At 61.2% G+C, this 17,492-nt stretch carries 14 protein-coding genes and 4 pseudogenes; 14 read left to right on the top strand and 4 right to left on the bottom strand.

From position 1 onward, the window contains the following. Positions 1-290: 290 nt before the first annotated feature. Positions 291-2,666: an RND family transporter gene (locus Q1V60_RS12670; protein WP_300630734.1), complete on the bottom strand. Its 2,376-nt coding sequence runs from the start codon at positions 2,664-2,666 to the stop codon at positions 291-293. Positions 2,667-2,682: 16 nt separating this feature from the next. After that, positions 2,683-3,735 carry a YCF48-related protein gene (locus Q1V60_RS12665; protein ID WP_300630737.1) on the bottom strand — a complete coding sequence of 351 codons (1,053 nt, stop codon included), beginning with the start codon at positions 3,733-3,735 and terminating at the stop codon, positions 2,683-2,685. Between the two features lie 333 nt (positions 3,736-4,068). Between Q1V60_RS12665 and Q1V60_RS12660 the strand changes: the two genes are divergently transcribed. The 6 genes and pseudogenes from Q1V60_RS12660 (at position 4,069) to Q1V60_RS12635 (ending at position 7,083) form a co-directional block, all read left to right on the top strand. Further along, positions 4,069-5,184, top strand: a complete 1,116-nt coding sequence (locus Q1V60_RS12660) for a Gfo/Idh/MocA family oxidoreductase (protein ID WP_300630731.1) — start codon at positions 4,069-4,071, stop codon at positions 5,182-5,184. A 32-nt stretch (positions 5,185-5,216) separates the two neighbouring features. Then, positions 5,217-5,647, top strand: a pseudogene (locus Q1V60_RS12655) (metal-dependent hydrolase); the annotation flags it as partial. 10 nt (positions 5,648-5,657) lie between these two features. Then, positions 5,658-5,783 (top strand): annotated as a pseudogene (locus tag Q1V60_RS12650) (hypothetical protein); the annotation flags it as partial. Then, positions 5,784-5,991: pseudogene (locus tag Q1V60_RS12645) on the top strand (metal-dependent hydrolase); the annotation flags it as partial. It abuts the pseudogene before it with no gap. A gap of 497 nt (positions 5,992-6,488) precedes the next feature. Then, entirely contained in the window at positions 6,489-6,743 is a 255-nt protein-coding gene (locus tag Q1V60_RS12640) for a hypothetical protein (RefSeq protein WP_300630728.1), read from the top strand. A 10-nt stretch (positions 6,744-6,753) separates the two neighbouring features. Further along, positions 6,754-7,083 carry a DUF6388 family protein gene (locus Q1V60_RS12635; protein ID WP_300630725.1) on the top strand — a complete coding sequence of 110 codons (330 nt, stop codon included), beginning with the start codon at positions 6,754-6,756 and terminating at the stop codon, positions 7,081-7,083. An 8-nt stretch (positions 7,084-7,091) separates the two neighbouring features. Here the strand turns inward: Q1V60_RS12635 and Q1V60_RS12630 are convergent. After that, positions 7,092-7,769: pseudogene (locus Q1V60_RS12630) on the bottom strand (serine/threonine-protein kinase); the annotation flags it as partial. A 6-nt stretch (positions 7,770-7,775) separates the two neighbouring features. Between Q1V60_RS12630 and Q1V60_RS12625 the strand changes: the two are divergent. Then, positions 7,776-8,291 carry an Hcp family type VI secretion system effector gene (locus tag Q1V60_RS12625; RefSeq protein ID WP_300630722.1) on the top strand — a complete coding sequence of 172 codons (516 nt, stop codon included), beginning with the start codon at positions 7,776-7,778 and terminating at the stop codon, positions 8,289-8,291. 49 nt (positions 8,292-8,340) lie between these two features. On the opposite strand, the gene Q1V60_RS12620 is transcribed toward Q1V60_RS12625, so the two are convergent. Further along, on the bottom strand, positions 8,341-9,162 hold the full coding sequence (locus Q1V60_RS12620; RefSeq protein ID WP_300630719.1) for an aldo/keto reductase: 822 nt from the start codon (positions 9,160-9,162) through the stop codon (positions 8,341-8,343). A 106-nt stretch (positions 9,163-9,268) separates the two neighbouring features. Between Q1V60_RS12620 and Q1V60_RS12615 the strand changes: the two genes are divergently transcribed. From Q1V60_RS12615 to Q1V60_RS12585, 7 genes are all read left to right on the top strand, one after another. Then, positions 9,269-9,763 carry a DUF1543 domain-containing protein gene (locus Q1V60_RS12615; RefSeq protein WP_300630716.1) on the top strand — a complete coding sequence of 165 codons (495 nt, stop codon included), beginning with the start codon at positions 9,269-9,271 and terminating at the stop codon, positions 9,761-9,763. A gap of 125 nt (positions 9,764-9,888) precedes the next feature. Then, positions 9,889-10,170 carry a peptidylprolyl isomerase gene (locus Q1V60_RS12610; protein ID WP_300630713.1) on the top strand — a complete coding sequence of 94 codons (282 nt, stop codon included), beginning with the start codon at positions 9,889-9,891 and terminating at the stop codon, positions 10,168-10,170. A gap of 127 nt (positions 10,171-10,297) precedes the next feature. Beyond that, positions 10,298-12,157: an extracellular solute-binding protein gene (locus tag Q1V60_RS12605; RefSeq protein ID WP_300630710.1), complete on the top strand. Its 1,860-nt coding sequence runs from the start codon at positions 10,298-10,300 to the stop codon at positions 12,155-12,157. Then, positions 12,157-13,215 (top strand): microcin C ABC transporter permease YejB, encoded by a 1,059-nt coding sequence (locus tag Q1V60_RS12600; RefSeq protein ID WP_300630707.1) that lies wholly within the window; start codon positions 12,157-12,159, stop codon positions 13,213-13,215. Before Q1V60_RS12605 ends, Q1V60_RS12600 begins: the two co-directional genes overlap by 1 nt. After that, positions 13,215-14,237, top strand: a complete 1,023-nt coding sequence (locus tag Q1V60_RS12595) for an ABC transporter permease (RefSeq protein WP_300630704.1) — start codon at positions 13,215-13,217, stop codon at positions 14,235-14,237. Before Q1V60_RS12600 ends, Q1V60_RS12595 begins: the two co-directional genes overlap by 1 nt. A gap of 10 nt (positions 14,238-14,247) precedes the next feature. Beyond that, positions 14,248-15,819, top strand: a complete 1,572-nt coding sequence (locus tag Q1V60_RS12590) for an ABC transporter ATP-binding protein (protein ID WP_300630701.1) — start codon at positions 14,248-14,250, stop codon at positions 15,817-15,819. A 106-nt stretch (positions 15,820-15,925) separates the two neighbouring features. Next, positions 15,926-17,326 (top strand): sigma 54-interacting transcriptional regulator, encoded by a 1,401-nt coding sequence (locus Q1V60_RS12585; RefSeq protein WP_300630698.1) that lies wholly within the window; start codon positions 15,926-15,928, stop codon positions 17,324-17,326. Positions 17,327-17,492: the final 166 nt, after the last annotated feature.

Here is a 17,492-nt window from a genome sequence, read left to right as displayed (position 1 = left end):
GAGGTCAGGGTGTCGGCAGTCAATCATCTACGGCAAAGCGCCCATGATAGGCCCCACGCTGGCTGGCGGCACAAACCAATGAGGGTGGGCGTTTGCCCTGATACCAGTCATTTAAGCGGGTGAACTGTGGCGAGGGAGCTTTCTCCCGCTGGACTGCGCCGCGGTCCCATTTTCAGGGGCCGCTTCGCGACCCAGCGGGAGCAAGCTCCCTCGCCACAGTACAGCGCTCCTTCTTGAGTGACTGGCCTCAGGGGCCCTTCCACATTTTTTGGACGATGTGCGCCGCCGGCTCAGTGCGCGAACAATGAATTGCCCTTTTGCCCCGCGAGCTTTTCCGGCTTGATCAGGAACCGCGCGAGTGCCGGCAACAGCCACAGCGCACCGAACATGTTCCACAACAGCATGAAGGTCAGCATCAGGCCCATGTCGGCCTGGAACTTGATTGCCGAGAAGATCCAGGTGCACACGCCGATGGCCAGGCACAGGCCGGTAAACAGTACGGCTTTACCGGTGGACTTGAGCGTCTGGTAATAAGCCTCTTGCAGCGGCAGACCGGCGCGCAGGAAGCTCTCCAGGCGGCTGTAGATATAGATGCCGTAATCCACGCCGATGCCCACGCCCAGGGCCACCACCGGCAAGGTTGCGACCTTGACGCCGATGCCCATGAACGCCATCAGCGCGTTGCCCAGCACCGAGGTGAGCACCAGCGGCAGCACGATGCACAGGGTCGCCGCCCAGGAGCGGAAGGTGATCATGCACATGGTCGCCACGCACAGGTAGACCAGGATCAGGATGATCAGCTCCGACTCCTTGATCACCTCGTTGGTGGCGGCTTCGATCCCGGCATTACCGGCGGCGAGGATGAATTCCAGGCCGTCCTTGTTGTTCTCCTTGGCAAATTCCTGCACCGCATGCACCGCGCGGTCGAGGGTCTCGGCCTTGTGGTCGTTGAGGAACACCAGCACCGGCGCCAGCGAGCAATTGTTGTTGTACAGCCCATCGGCACGGGCGATGGAGTTGTTCAGCACGTCCGGGTTGCGCGACAGGGTTTCCCATTTGAGGTTGCCTTCGTTCATGCCCTTGATCATCTGCTTGGACACGGTCACCAGCGAGATCGCCGACTGCACGCCCTCGGTGTTCTGCATTTTCCACATCAACTGGTCGATAGGCGCCATGGCCTCGTAGCGCGAGCAGCCTTCGGCCTTGGTCTTGACCATCACCACCAGCACGTCGGAGCTGGTGGAATAGTTGCTGATGATGAAGTTGTTGTCTTTGTTGTAGCGCGAGTCCGGGCGCAGTTCCGGCGCGCCCTGGTCGAGGTCGCCGATCTTCAGGTTCTGGCTGTACCAGAGGCCGCCGCCAAAGGCGACCAGGGCCAGCAGCACCGATACACGGGCGACTTTGGGGCTGGCGAATTTCGCCAGCAGGCGCCAGAACGGATGCTCGCGGTTTGCGTCTTTCTTGCTCTTGGCGATGGCGCGCTTGCTGATGCCCACGTAGGAAATAGCCACGGGCAGCAGGATCAGGTTGGTGAACACGATCACCGCCACGCCGATCGATGCGCCGATGGCCAGTTCACGGATCACGCCGATGTCGATGATCAGCAGCGTAATGAAGCCCACCGCATCGGCAAGAATCGCGATCATCCCCGGCAGGAACAGTTGCCGGAAGGTACGCCGTGCGGCGGTCAAGGCGTTGTCCGCCTCACCCGATTGCAGGGCGATGCCGTTGATCTTCTGCACGCCGTGGGAGATGCCGATGGCGAAGATCAGGAACGGCACCAGCATCGAGTACGGGTCCAGCCCGAAACCGGCGGCATGCATCAGGCCCAGTTGCCAGACCACGGCCACCAAGGTGGTGCTCAGCACGGCGATGGTGCTGCGCAGGCAGTTGGTGAACCACAGCAACAGCACCAGGGTGATGGCGAACGCCACGCCGAAGAACAGCACTACCATGATCAAGCCGTCGATCAGGTCACCGACCTTTTTGGCGAAACCGACGATATGGATCTGTACGTTAGGGTTCTGCGCCTGAAACTTGTTGCGGATCTTGTCTTCCAGCTCATGGGAAAACTTCTGGTAGTCCAGGGCGATCAATGTGCCTTGGTCCTGCGGGTCCGGGTAGGACTCCAGCAGCGGGATATCGACGATGCTCGATTTGAAGTCGTTGGCCACCAGGCGCCCGACCTGACCGGACTTGAGCACGTTGTTGCGCAGTTGATCCAGGCTTTGCGGCGAGCCGTTGTAGCTCTGCGGGATCACTTCACCGCCGGCAAAGCCTTCTTCGGTCACTTCGGTCCAGCGGACGCTGGGGCTCCACAGCGACTTGAGGCCCGAGCGGTCGACGCCGGAGATATAGAACACCTCGTCGTTGATCTGCCGCAGGGTCTCCATGTACTCCTTGGTGAAGATGTCACCGTCCTTGGCTTCCACAGAAATGCGCACCGTGTTGCCAAGGTTGGCCAGGTCATTGCGGTGCTCCATCATCTTTTCGATGAAGGGGTGCTTGAGGGGGATCATCTTTTCAAAGCTGGTGGACGGGCGAATCAGCGTCGCCTGCCAGAACAGGAAGACACTCACCAGCAGGCAAATGATGATCACTGCCGGGCGGTTATTGAAGATCAGGCGCTCAAGAAAGGTCGCTTTATCGTTGTGATGACTGCTCATATTTCCCGCCTTCTTCTTATTTTGGCTCTTTATTTAGGAGCAGCTCTGCGCCGGTGGGCATGGCGACGCGAACACCACCCTGTCCGGCCAGAATCAAATTGCCGTTGCCTGATGCGGTCACCGCCGAAAGCGAAATACGGTCCGGGCGGTTGAACACGCTGAAGGTCTGGCCGTCGTCATGGCTGACCACCACGCTGCCGCCATTGCCCACCACGACGATGGAACCGTCATCGAGCAAGGTCGCCCCCGACAGGCCGAATTCAAGGGCGCCGCGGGCCGCATTCAACTCGACCTGCTCCCAGGCGCCGCCAAAGTCGGTGGAACGGTAAAGGTTGCCGCGCAGGCCGTAGGCCAACAGCGTCTGCGGTTGAGCGGTGCCGATTACGCCAAACAACGAGCCTTCATAGGGGCCTTCGAGTTTTTCCCAGGTCTGGCCGTCATCGCTGGAGCGGAACATGCTGCCCTGCTCGCCGACGATAAACAGGCCGGCGTCCTTGATAGCGGCGATGGCGTTGAGGTGGAACTGGTCTTCGTTGTCGAGGCGGTCACTGACGTCCTCCCAGGTCTGGCCCCCGTCGGTGGTCTCGATCAGCGCACCGTAGGCGCCCACGGCCAGGCCGTGATTGGCGTCGTTGAACCACACGTCGAGCAACGGCGCTTCGCGCTTGAGGTCCTGGTATTGCTGGGTCCAGGTGGCGCCGCCGTCGCTGCTGGCAAGGATCTGCGCGTCATGGCCGACCGCCCAGCCGTGCTCGGCATCGACGAAAAACACCGCCGTGAGCAGTTGCCGGGTGGGGACTTTGGCTTGGGTCCAGGTGCTGCCCTGGTCGTCGGAATAGAGGATGTGCCCGCGATCGCCCACCGCCACCAGGCGCTGGCCGGCGTGGGCCACGTCAATCATCAGGCCTTTGGCGGCCTTGGGGGATTCAATCGCAAATACCGCCGTGGCAGAGGCATCGCCGGCGGCGTGGACGACGCTGGATAATGCGACGGCTCCAAACAGCGAGAGCGCTGTGGCCAGCAACGCAACCTTGCGTGCGGCGCGTGGGCGGCAAACAACCCAACCCATGACAGGCTCACTCATAGACCTTCTCCCATTTATTATTGTTAGGTCGTGTTGCTTTGTGGGGGCGCTGAAACCTGCAATCTAGAGCGCCGCAAGCCAGCACGGGCCATCCTATCGGGCTTTGGAATCGTCTGACAATCGGCGCTACGTTATCTTTTGTTAACTGGCGGCGTTTGGCCACCGGCTGAATATAGCGGCATCAGCTGAAATGATGATGTTGAAACGCGCTGTTGTGTCCCACGCGCCTTAATGAATTTTTATTCCATCTATTGAGTTTCGGGAATATTTATTCCATTAATACGCTTCCTTTAAACAATAATCCAAAGGACCACGGCAATGCGTGAACTCGGAATCGGCTTGATCGGCACAGGCTTCATGGGGCGCGCCCACGCGCTGGCGTTCAACAACGCTCGGGCAGTATTCGAACTCCCGGTCACGCTTAACCTGGCTGCTCTGGCCGATGCCGACACCGAGCGTGCGCAGCGTTGCGCCAGCGCCTGGGGGTTTGCCCAGGCCCATGCCGACTGGCAGGCGCTGATCAACGACCCCAAGGTCGATGTCGTGGCCATTACCACCCCCAACCACCTGCACTACCCCATGGCCATGGCTGCGATTGCGGCGGGCAAGGCGGTGTATTGCGAGAAGCCGCTGGCAGTCAGCCTGGAACAGGCCGATGCCATGCGTCGAGCTGCCAGTGCGGCCGGGGTGGTGACGCGTGTGGGCTACAACTACCAGCACAACCCGATGATCGTGCTGGCGCGACAGATGATTGCCGGCGGCGAGCTTGGCGAAATCATCAGCTTCCAGGGCGAGTTCAGCGAAGACTTCATGGCCGACCCGGCCTCGCCCTGGTCGTGGCGCTGTGAGGTGGAACACGCCGGCGGCGCGCTGGCGGACCTCGGCAGCCACTTGTTGTCGATGGCACGTTACCTGGTGGGCGAGGTAATCAGCGTGTGCGCCGATACCCAGACCGTCCACGCTCAACGGCCGGCCGTCAACGGCAGCCCCGCACTGAAAACCATCGCCGTGGATGACCAGGCGCATGCCCTGCTGCGGTTTGCCAACGGCGCGCGCGGCACGGTCAGCAGCAGTTGGCTCAAGCATGGCTACAAGAACCACCTGAGCTTTGAAATCAGCGGCACCCTGGGCACGCTGGCGTTCGATCAGGAGCGTTTGAACGAACTGCGCCTGTGCCGCGCCGGCCAGGACGGTTTCCAGCGCCTGCTCGCCGGCCCTGCCCTGCCCGGTTATGCCGCGTTCAGCCCGGCGGCGGGGCATCAGTTGGGGTACAACGAGTTGAAGACGCTGGAAGTGCAGGAGCTGATCATGGCGCTGGCGGGGCAAGGCGCGGATGGCACTGATTTTGAAGCGGCGTGGGCGGTGGAGCGGCTGGCAACGGCGATTCGCCAGGCCGCCCTTGAGGAACGCTGGGTCAATGTTAACGCGGTCTGAAAAATGTGGGGGCTGGCTTGCCAACCCCCACCCAGGGCTTTATCGGCCAGGAGGCCATGCACAGCCGTGAACACGTGGCCTGCAACGACCTGCTGCAAGCGGCGGGCCTGCCGGCGCACCGCCTCGGCCGGCGCTTGAAATTCTTCCTCGACCTGCAAAAGAAACACCTGCCACCGTCCTGTAGCCTCGCGGTGACCATCGCCTAAAACACTACACCGCGATGCTCGCGGAAATCCTGCTGAGCGATCCGTCGCGTTTTAGCGGCTCACTCGAGGGCTATCGGCAGATGTGGTATTGGCACGTCCTGGAAGAAATCGAACATAAAGCGGTGACCTTCGATGCGTGGAACAGCGTAATCAAGCCCGGCTCCAAGCGTTACATGCTGCGCACCGGCACCATGCCGTTTACCACGCTGCTCTTTTGGCTGGTGGTGTTCGACTTCCATGTGCGCCTGTTGATTGCGACCGGGAGCGCTGCTGATTGCGTTGCACATGCTGGTGGAGTTTGGCGCCCTGTCGATCATCGGCTTGCAAACCTTTACCACCGCGATCTATCAGCAGTTCGTACTGGAGTTCAGCAACGCTAGTGCGGCGCTGCTCAAGTCGGGTGGGTACCTGAAGAGGTGCTGGCGCATGCTCAAGTTTCTGTACCGCCCAGGGGGCGTTTTCCCGCGCATGCTGCGGCCGTGGCTGCACTATTCAAACCAGGCTTTCATCCCTGGGACCATGACTACCGTGCACGGTTAGAGCGGTTAGACGGCTGATGGAAGAGATCGAGCGCACCAATCGGGGCTACGGGGCGGTCTGAGCGGCCAGCGCTTATCCGGGTGCTGGCACAGCTGTCGAGCTTTAGCGAGGGTGCAAAAGCGGTGGGGCAGGCGATGGACAGGTTGACTGTACCGCCGCCTTCGCAGCCTCGCTGGGGCTCGACAGTTCCCACAATTGAACGGCGTCGTCATTGAGAACTGCGCTCGCCTCAATGGCCCACCAAAACGCAGATCAGCGCCGGAATACGCATCAGCGCCATACGCGCCGTTACCCGAAGCAAAAGCTTTTTGCGCTTTCCACGGACGCCCAGGGCAAAAAACCCGGGGGGCGGTACAAATCCCTAGATGAAAAATCGAACTTTCCGACGTGATCGGTCCCCTAAACCTGTCTGAGCCGGTATGATCCGCTGCGTTTTCGTTTGTTAAAGGATGTTACAACCCGGATAGCACCGAGTTCCGACTCAGGGAATATCGCCTGGACGAAAAACAGGCACAAAGGAGAGAGAGCATTACCATGCACGATAAGCGGTCCAGCACTATGCGTCCCCTATTTGTCACCATCCTGTTGTGGTTGTGCAGTGTGGTGTTGTTGTTTGTGATCAAGAACGTCATCGAACTGTTTACCGGGCCCGTCGCTGAGACCTGGATAGACTTGACGTTAGTGCTCGTCGCCTACCTGATGTTCTTTTTGTTGGCTCCGTTGCAACGCTGGATCCAGCGCAGGTCGCGCAAGCGCGCTCGGCGCCACCTCGGCGGGCACGCGCCCGACGTCGACTCCCATCCCTCTCACTGAGGGCTTGGCGTTGTCAGCACCTGGCGATAACTATCAACGCGCACTGGACCGGTTCCTGCACGAACATCCGGATGTAACCGCTGAGCTCGACAGCCTCAACCCACTGGCTGCCCAGGCCAGAGGGGAAACCGTGGCGCAGTATCGTACCGAGCGTCTGTATGAGGCTTTCGAGGCGCAGGCCGAGCGCGAAGGCCTGTTTGCCTGGGAGCTGACCCTCAAGCTGACTGCCGAGTCCCGCGACGCCTTCGAATCCCAGCGCCTTGAGGTGCACAAGGAAGTCGCACAGATGGCCGGCATGAGTTGGGCAGACTACTGCCAACTGCATGACCTGGCCGGTTGACGCCGCGGCTAGCCGTACCAGCGAGGCCGCCTGCAACCGATAACCTCGCGCAGTTCGGCAACCGTCAAAGCCCGGCGTTGCGGGTCATCCGCCAAAGCGGCGCGCAGTGCCGGCCAGCAACGCCGGGGCAACTGCCGGGGTCGGGGCAATCTATGGCCCGGTTGGCGAACCCCCAGGCGACTCCCATGGGCCAGCTCGTAGAGGACACACGCCACGCCATAGAGGTCAGCGGCGGGCGTCAACGCGCCACCTGCCAGTAATTCAGGCGCCGCATAAGCGCGAGTCCAGGCACCCAGGCGGCTGCGGCTCACACTCGCCACGTCCGTGGGAGTCTGCGTCACTGACTGCCCGAGGCCGAAATCGAATAAGCGCACGCCCTCTTCACCCACCATGACATTGGCCGGTTTGATATCGCCATGCAGAACGTTATGTTGGTGGGCGTAAACCAAGGCATCCAGCAGTTGCAGGGCAAGCGGTTGCAGCTGCGGCCAGGGCAATCCATCGGGACACTCCAAAAGCAGTCGGTCCAGCGTCATGCCATGCAGCAGCTCCATGGTGAAAAAGGCGATCTGGCTGCCGGTATCCACCTCAAACGAATACACCCTCACCACGCGTTCATGCCGCAGGCGACGAGACAACGCGAACTCGCTGTACAGCAATACGTGAGCATCCGGGCAGGCTGATAACCCGTCATGCCAACGCCCGCGTACCTCTCCGTCACCGGTGTCAAACAAGGCTTGATCACCGCAGGTACATTCACCCAGGACTCGGTAGGAAACATTTATCAGGAAGGCCATGAGGATCAGATCCTCGTACAGGCGTTTGCGCATCAGGTGATCATTCCCCGCGATCCGCAATCGGGGCAGCCTACCGGCCAGCGTGTGCATAAGCCGCTGATGATCAGCAAGGTCTTCGACAAATCCTCGCCCCTGCTATTCAGCGCACTGACCTCGGGGGAAGAAGTGTCCTGCCGGCTGGAGTGGTTTCGTACCTCTTCGGCAGGCACCCAGGAGCACTACTTCACCGTTGAACTGGAAGGCGCGACGATTGTGGACATCCAGTCGCGCATGCCCAACTGCCAGGACCCGGCCAACGCCCATTTCACCCATCTGGAGGATGTGTATTTCAGCTATCGCAAGATCGTCTGGGCCCATGAAGTAGCCGGCACTTCCGGCTCGGATGACTGGCGCAGCCCGGTGGCCGGCTAACCGCGACGGGTGTGGGAACGGTGCAGGGAAGGCACCGTTCCCGACACCTCTACACCATTGCCAGCGGGTGCTTGCGCTTGGGCGCACCAAACACGCGATCGATCGCGTCCAGGTCATGTTCGTCCAGCACCAACTTTGCAGCAGCGGCATTTTGCCGTATGTGCTCGGGCGTCACGGCTTTGGGGATGGCAATCACGCCCTGTTGACGCAGGACCCAGGCGAGGGAGAACTGCGCGGGTGTGGCCTCATGACGATGGGCGATCTGCTTGAGCGTCGGGCTTGCCAACAGCTCACCGCCCTGGGCAATGGGGCAGTAAGCCATCAATGGTAAATGGTGCTGTTGCCACCACGGCAGCAGGTCGAACTCAATGCCACGCTCTTCGATGTTGTAAAGCACCTGGTTAGTCGCACACGCGGGGGACGCCAATTCCTGCAGGTCTGCCACATCGAAGTTGGAAACACCCCACCGGCCGATTTTGCCCGCTTCGCGCAAACGCTCGAATGCTTCGACGGTTTCTTCAAGGGGGTGCTGGCCGCGCCAGTGCAGCAGATACAGATCGATGTAGTCGGTGCCCAGGCGCTGGAGGCTCGCTTCGCAAGCGCGGGGCACGCCTGTGCGATCGGCATTGTGCGGATACACCTTGCTCACCAGGAATACCCGGTCGCGCCTGCCTTTTATGGCCTCGCCGACCACCTCCTCCGCACCGCCTTCGCCATACATTTCGGCGGTGTCGATCAGAGTCAGGCCCTCGTCGATACCCAGTTGCAATGCACCGACTTCGGCGCGGCGCTGGTTCGGGTCTTCGCCCATCCGCCAGGTTCCCTGGCCAATGACAGGCACGGGAACGCCGGCCAGATCGATAGTACGCATGACAACCTCCTGATGAGTTCGCGAATTAACAGTGTGGCATTGACCGGACAAAAGGGTTCAATCGCAGTATGGTTGGCCTCTGATCAATCGCCAGGAATCATCCGCAATGCTGTTTGTTGTCATGCTCGGGGGCAAGCACCCCAGGGCCAGGATCGAAGTACACGACGTGGCGTTTGCCGTGGCGGATACGCTGCAAGCCACCTACCCGCAATTGCGCGACGCCTGGTTTGGCAGCCCCAAGGGCATGCACATCGACTCGTGGATGGCGGTCGATGGCGTCGACGGCTGGAAGGTCGAATTCAGCCAATTGGCGCCGCACGGCGAAGCGCCTCACTTGTATTTCATCAACCTCGGCGGCTATGAGGCCAACAGCTTCGGCGAGGCTCATCACTACCTGTTGCTGGTCGCGCGCGACAAACGCGAAGCGATGAGCAAAGGCAAGCAGCACCTGTTGCGCCACTGGTCCCAGGCTCACACCGACGCGGTCATGGATATCGACGATTGCCTGCCCATCGACCTGGTGGACGGCCGTTATATTCATCTGGTCAAGGGTCTGCACGCCCCCATCGTCCAGCAAAACGACTACATCGTTTTGGGCTGAAACCGGCGCGCCAGACGGTGACTGATCCGCTCAGACAACGCTCGGGCAAGTAGTGGGAACTTTGCCGGGAAATAACCGCCTGAATCCGGTAGGCTCACCGTTTTTCACTTAAGGAGTTATTTCCCATGGCCAAAGCCACCGCCCGCCACATCCTCGTTTCCACTGAAGACAAGTGCAACGAACTCAAGACCCAGATTGAAGGCGGCGCTGATTTCGCACAAGTCGCCAAAGACAACTCCACCTGCCCGTCCAGCCGTCAAGGCGGTGACCTGGGTTCGTTCGGTCCAGGCCAGATGGTCAAGGAATTCGACACCGTCGTTTTCAGCGCCCCGGTCAATACCGTGCAAGGCCCGGTGAAAACCCAGTTCGGTTATCACCTGCTGGAAGTCACCAGCCGCCAGGACTGATCCTGTCTGTGCTGCGGTAAACAACGGCCCGCCTTTTTGGCGGGCCGTTGTGCATGTGATGACTGACGACGCTTAAGCCGTTAACGTACAGCTCTCTATTCTTGTTCATCCGCGCCCAAGGCTGATAATGCGATTGGCTTCTCCCAGACTGTTCAGCATCACTCTGATCCTGTTTATGGCCAACACCGCTGTGATCGCGGCGCCACAAGCCTCCCTCACGGTGTACGGCGAGCCGGCCAAGTACCCCGACGGCTTCAGCCATTTCGACTATGCCAACCCCAATGCACCCAAAGGCGGCAGCCTGCGCCGCTCCGCCCTGGAAATCGGGCGTTTTGACCATGTGTTGCCGTATATCGACAAAGGCATCGGTGTTTCCCAGGTCGACGGCTGGCTCTATGCACCTCTGGCCCAGCGCTCCCTGGACGAGCCTTACACGGTTTACGGCCTGGTCGCGCAAAAGATCGAACGCGCCGACGACGGTCTGTCGCTGCGTTTCTACCTCAATCCCAAGGCGCGTTTCGCCGACGGCAAACCGATCACCGCCGAAGATGTGCGTTACAGCTTCGAGTTATTGATGACCCAAGGCAGCCTGCGCTTTCGCACGCTGTTCGCCGACGTCAAGCATGTCGAAGTCGAAAGCGAGCGCCAGGTGCGGTTCGACTTCTCCAGCAATGAAAACCGCACCCTGCCCCTGGATATCGCCACCCTGCCGGTGTTTCCTGAGCATTGGTGGAAGACCCGCGATTTCGCCAACGGCGGCGGCTATGAAGCCCCCCTGGGCAGCGGTCCGTACAAGGTGAGCAAGATCGACGCCGGCAGCACCATCACCTTTACCCGCGACCCCGATTGGTGGGGCAAGGATTTACCGGTCAGCCGTGGCCTGTACAACTTCGATCACCTGAGCCTGGAATATTTCGGCGACACCGAAGTGGCGCGCCAAGTGCTGCGCGGCGGAGCCTACGACTTCAATCGAGAGTTTTCCGCCACGGGCTACTCCATCGGCTACAACGGCCCGGCCCTCGATGATGGCCGCCTGCAGCGCGCGCATTTGGCCAAGCAAATGCCGCAACCGGCCCAGGGCTATGTGTTCAATGTGCAAAAACCGATGTTCAAGGATCGCCGCGTGCGCCAGGCCCTGGCCATGCTATGGGATTTCGAATGGGCCAACCGGCAGATGATGCGCAACCTGTACATTCGCCAGCAGAGCTTTTTCTCCAATAGCCCGCTCGCCGCCACCCAGTTACCGACCCAGGAAGAACTGGCCATCCTTGAACCCTTGCGCGGGCAGATTCCCGATGAAGTCTTTACCCAGGTGTTCAAGGCGCCCGTCACCGATGGCAGCGGCATGATCCGCGACAAGCAGTTGCAGGCCCTGGCCCTGCTGCAGGAAGCGGGCTGGAAGCCTGAAGGCGACAAGCTGGTCAACGCCGAAGGCGAGCCGCTGGAGTTCACCTTTCTCAATGCCCAGGCGGGCCTGGAACGTCTGTTGCTGCCGTACAAACGCAACCTGGCTCAAATCGGCATCACGTTGAATATCCGTCGCATCGACTCCTCCCAATACGTCAATCGTTTGATGGCACGGGACTACGACATGATCGTCACCGGTTTTCCGGTCACGGCATCGCCGGGCATGGAGCTGTACAACTTCTTCGGTTCCGCCGCCGCGTTCGATCCGGGTGCCAACAACTACATGGCGCTCCAGGACCCGGCCGTCGACAGCCTGCTCAAGGGGCTGGTCAAGGCTGACACCCAGGCGCGGATGCTCACCTACGCCCACGCGCTGGACCGGGTGCTGCAATGGAGCTATCTGTGGATTCCCAACTACTACCCGCCCGGCACCTCTGCGGCGTGGTGGAACCGCTTCGGCCGCCCGGCCATCGAGGCGAAAAACGATGAAGCCCTGGAAACCTGGTGGGAAGTCAGCCCCACGCCATTGACCAACGAGCAGATGCGAGTCGAGCTGGAAAAACGCGGGGGTGCGCGCTGATGTTTGCCTATATCGTGCGACGCCTGCTGCTGATCATCCCCACCCTGGTGATCATTCTGTTGGTGAATTTCGTGATCGTGCAGGCCGCGCCGGGCGGCCCGGTCGAACAAGCCATTGCCCACCTGCAAGGCATCGGCGGGGGCGGTGTCGCAGGGGCTGCGGGCGAAGGCATCAGCGGCTCGCGGGCCAGCCGCGGCCTGGACCCGAAACTGATCAAAGACATCGAAAAGCAGTACGGCTTCGACAAGCCCGCGCCGGAACGCCTGTGGCTGATGCTCAAGAGCTACGCCCAACTGGACTTCGGCAACAGCTTCTTTCGCGGCGCGACGGTGATCGACCTGATCCTGGAAAAAATGCCGGTCACCATTTCCCTGGGCCTGTGGGCCACCCTGATTACATACCTGGTGTCGATCCCCCTGGGGATACGCAAGGCAGTGCGCCATGGCAGCAGCTTTGACATATGGAGCAGCACCGCCATCGTGATCGGCTATGCCATGCCGGCGTTTCTGTTCGCGATGTTTCTGATCGTGGTGTTCGCCGGAGGTACCTCGCTGAACTGGTTCCCGGTGCGTGGGCTGGTTTCGGAGAACTTCGAAGAACTGACCACTGTGGGCAAGATCGCCGACTACTTCTGGCATCTGGTCTTGCCGGTAACGGCACTGGTGATCGGCGGCTTCGCCACCTTGACCATCCTCACCAAGAACTCGTTCCTCAACGAAATCACGCGACAGTACGTGGTGACCGCGCGCGCCAAGGGGTTGAGCGAACGCCGTGTGCTCTACGGCCATGTGTTCCGCAATGCGATGCTGCTGGTGATTTCCGGGATTCCCCAGGCCTTCATCAGTGTGTTCTTCGCCGGTTCGTTGCTGATCGAAGTCATTTTCTCCCTCGATGGCCTGGGCCGCATGAGCTATGAGGCGGCCGTCTCGCGAGATTATCCGGTGGTATTTGGTTCGCTGTTTATCTTCACCCTGTTCGGCCTCTTGATAAAACTCATCGGCGACCTCTGCTACACCCTGGTGGACCCGCGTATCGATTTCGCCGCGAGGAACGCCTGATGCTTAACCTGTCTCCCGTGGCCCGTCGGCGTTTCGAGCGATTCAAGAAGAACCGTCGCGGCTGGTGGTCCCTGTGGCTCTTCATCGGCCTGTTTCTACTGACCCTCGGCGGCGAGTTGATCGCCAATGACAAGCCGTTGGTGCTCAGCTTCAAGAACGAGCTGTATTTCCCGGTGTTCAAGCGCTACACCGAGCAGCAGTTCGGCGGGCAGTTGCCGTTCCAGGCCGACTACCGCAGCGACTACGTGCAACAGCTGATAAAGCAGGACGGCGGCTGGATGCTGTTCCCACCGATCCCGTTCAGCGACGATACGCCCAATTACGAGCTGACCCGCCCTGCCCCCAGCCCACCGTCGACGGTGAACTGGCTGGGCACCGATGACCAGTCGCGGGATGTACTGGCGCGCGTGATCTTCGGCGCGCGGGTGTCGATCCTGTTTGCCCTGGCATTAACCGCGATCAGCGCCGCCATCGGCATCGCCGCCGGGGCGCTGCAGGGTTACTACGGCGGCTGGGTGGACTTGCTCGGGCAACGCATCCTGGAAGTGTGGTCGGGCCTGCCCGTGCTGTACCTGCTGATTATCCTGTCAGGGTTCGTCGAGCCGAATTTCTGGTGGCTGCTGGGCATCATGGCGCTGTTTTCCTGGCTGGCACTGGTGGATGTGGTGCGCGCCGAGTTCCTGCGCGGGCGCAACCTGGAATACGTCAAGGCCGCCCGCGCCCTGGGCCTGGGCGACGGCAAGATCATTGCCCGGCATATCCTGCCCAATGCCATGACCGCGACCTTGAGCTATTTGCCGTTCATCCTGACCGGGGCGATTTCAACCTTGAGCGCCCTGGATTTCCTCGGCTTCGGCATGCCGGCCGGCAGTGCTTCGCTGGGTGAGTTGATCGCCCAGGGCAAGCAGAACCTGCAAGCCCCGTGGCTGGGCCTGACGGCGTTTTTCACACTGGCGCTGATCCTGTCGCTGCTGGTGTTTATCGGCGAGGCGTTGCGTGATGCCTTCGACCCTCGCTCATGAGTGATTGCGTATGAACCTGATCGAAATCCGTGACCTCAGCGTGGCGTTCAGCGGCCAGGCCGTGGTGCGCAATGTGAACCTGGACGTGCGCCCCGGCGAATGCCTGGCGTTGGTTGGCGAGTCGGGCTCGGGCAAGTCGGTGACCGCCCATTCGATCCTGCAACTGCTGCCCGAAGCCGGCGCGCAAAGCACCGGCTCGGTGAAGTATCGCGGCAAGGAGCTGATGGGCGCGTCGCCGGTGGCCCTGCAAAAGCTGCGCGGCAACCGCATTGCGATGATTTTCCAGGAACCGATGACCTCGCTGAACCCACTGCATACGGTCGAAAAGCAGATCGGCGAAACCCTGCTGCTGCACAAAGGCCTGGGCGGCAAGGCGGCGCAGGCGCGTATTCTCGAGCTGCTCGACCTGGTGGGCATTCAGAAACCCCAGGAGCGGCTCAAGGCCTATCCGCATCAACTCTCCGGTGGCCAGCGCCAGCGGGTGATGATCGCCATGGCCCTGGCCTGCGAGCCGGAGCTGCTGATTGCCGACGAACCCACCACCGCGCTGGACGTGACCGTGCAGCGCAAGATCCTGCTGTTGCTCAAGTCCTTGCAGCAACGTTTGGGCATGTCGTTGCTGCTGATCAGCCATGACCTCAACCTGGTGCGCAGCATTGCCCAGCGGGTGTGCGTGATGCGCGCCGGGGAAATCGTCGAGCAGGCCGATTGCGAAACGCTGTTCACTGCGCCACAGCATCCTTACAGCCGCCTGCTGCTGGACGCCGAACCCTCGGGTGACGCGCTGTGCAGCGACGCGCGCGAGACCGTTTTGCAGGTCGATGACCTGACGGTGCAGTTCCGCCTCGGCGGCGGGCTGTTTCGGCCCAAGACCTACCTGCGCGCCGTGGACGGCATCAGCCTGAGCGTAGAACGTGGCAAGACCCTGGGGATTGTCGGCGAGTCCGGCTCGGGCAAGTCCACCCTCGGCCAGGCGATTTTGCGGCTGCTGGACTCCACTGGCAGCATCCGCTTCCAGGGGCAGGCCCTCGACCCGCTCAACCATCAGCAGATGCGCCCGTGGCGCAAGCAGATGCAGGTGGTGTTCCAGGACCCCTATGGCAGCCTCAGCCCGCGCATGTCGGTGCAGCAGATCATCAGCGAGGGCCTGGAAGTCCATGCCCCGTGCAGCCGGGCCGACCGCGATGCGCAGGTGATCCAGGTACTCAAGGATGTGGGCCTCGACCCCGCCAGCCGTCATCGCTACCCCCATGAGTTTTCCGGAGGCCAGCGTCAACGTATCGCGATTGCGCGTGCACTGGTGCTCAAGCCGGCGCTGATGCTGCTGGATGAGCCCACCTCGGCGCTGGACCGTACGGTGCAAAAACAAGTGGTGGCCCTGTTGCGCGAGCTGCAGGAAAAATACGGCCTGACCTACCTGTTCATCAGCCACGACCTGGCAGTGGTGCGTGCGATGGCCCACGATATGATCGTGATCAAGGACGGCAAAGTGGTGGAGCACGGGGCGAGCCACGCTGTCTTTGAATCACCCCAACACCCCTACACCCAGGAGCTTCTGGCAGCGGCGCACATTCCCCTGTAAGCGAGCTTGCTCGCGAAGAAATTGAATACCCCAGGTTCCTTCACAAGCGCCGCGTTATCGTTGACGAGCTTCGCGAGCACGCTCGCTCCTACAGGATTCTGTACCCATGAGCACCAGCCTCAAGGATTACCAACAGGTTCGCGGCCTGGCCATTCAGTCGCTGTTCGAGATCATCGAGCAGTCCAGCGAAGGCACGGTGATTGTCGACCGCGACGCGAATATCGTCTGGATGAACGAGCGCTACGCCAAGCGTTTCGGCCTCAAGAGCGCGGAGCAGGCCATCGGCCAACCCTGCGAACAGGTGATTTCCAATAGCCTGCTGCGCCAGGTGGTGCGCGACGATCGGCCGATTCTGCTGGATATCCAGGACACGCCCAAGGGCCCGCTGGTGGTAATGCGCCTGCCGATCCACGACGACGCGGGCGCGGTGATCGGGGCGATCGGGTTTGCGCTGTTCGATGAGCTGCGCAACCTGTCGCCGCTGATCGAGCGCTACCTGAGCATGCAGCAGGAGCTGGCGTCCACCCGCTCGCTGTTGCGCTCGCGGCAAAGCAAATACAACTTCGCGCATTTTATCGGCACCAGCGCCGCCAGCCTTGAAGTCAAGCGTCGTGCGCGGCGCAGTGCGAGCGCCGAATCGCCAGTGCTGCTGCTGGGCGAAACCGGCACCGGCAAGGAGTTGCTCGCCCAGGCCATCCATGGCGCGTCGCCTCGAGCGCACAAGGCGTTCGTCAGCATCAACAGCGCGGCGATTCCCCATGACCTGCTCGAAGCCGAATTTTTCGGTACCGCTCCGGGCGCTTTCACGGGCGCCGACCGCAAGGGCCGCCCCGGCAAATTCCAGATCGCCCAGGGTGGCACGCTGTTTCTGGATGAAATCGGCGACATGCCGCTGCCGCTGCAAAGCAAGTTATTGCGGGTGTTGCAGGAAAAGGAATTCGAACCGGTGGGTTCCAACGAGATGCTGCACAGCGATGTGCGGGTGATTGCCGCCACGTCCATGGACCTGGAGGCGGCGATCAAGCGCGGCGAATTCCGCGCAGACCTGTATTACCGCCTCAACGTACTGCCGATCCAGGTGCCGCCACTGCGTGAGCGGCTGGAGGATATTCCGGCATTGAGCGAGGCGATCCTTGAAGAACTGCGCAGCCGGCATGAACTGGACCGCGACGCCCTGGCGCTACTGGGCCGGCATGCCTGGCCGGGAAATATCCGCGAGCTGCGTAATGTGCTGGAACGGGCAGCCTTGTTGAGTGATGACCTGGTGTTGAATGCCGACGAGATTCACGCGGCGATTGGCACCTTTGCCCCGGTTGAGCGCAGCACGACGATGGCGTTGGAGGGAGAAACCTTCAACGCCGCCAGGGAGCGCTTTGACCGGCAAGTGATTGCAGCGGCGCTCGAGGCGTGTGATGCGAATGTGGTGGAGGCAGCCAAGCGGTTGGGGTTAGGCAGGTCGACGCTGTACAAGAAGATGGTGGCGCTGGGCATTGCGCAGTCTCAATAAAGAGACTCAATTCTTCATACAGAGACAATCCGATATGGGACCGGGCCTGCTCTAATGCCAGTCAGTTAAGGAGGAGCGCTTTACCGTGGCGAGGGAGCTTGCTCCCGCTGGACTGCGCAGCAGTCCCATTTTCTGGGGTCGCTTCGCGGCCCAGCGGGAGCAAGCT

It is taken from the genome of Pseudomonas sp. (assembly GCF_030147005.1).
GTDB lineage: Bacteria > Pseudomonadota > Gammaproteobacteria > Pseudomonadales > Pseudomonadaceae > Aquipseudomonas.
This window is presented reverse-complemented; position numbering and strand designations above follow the sequence as displayed.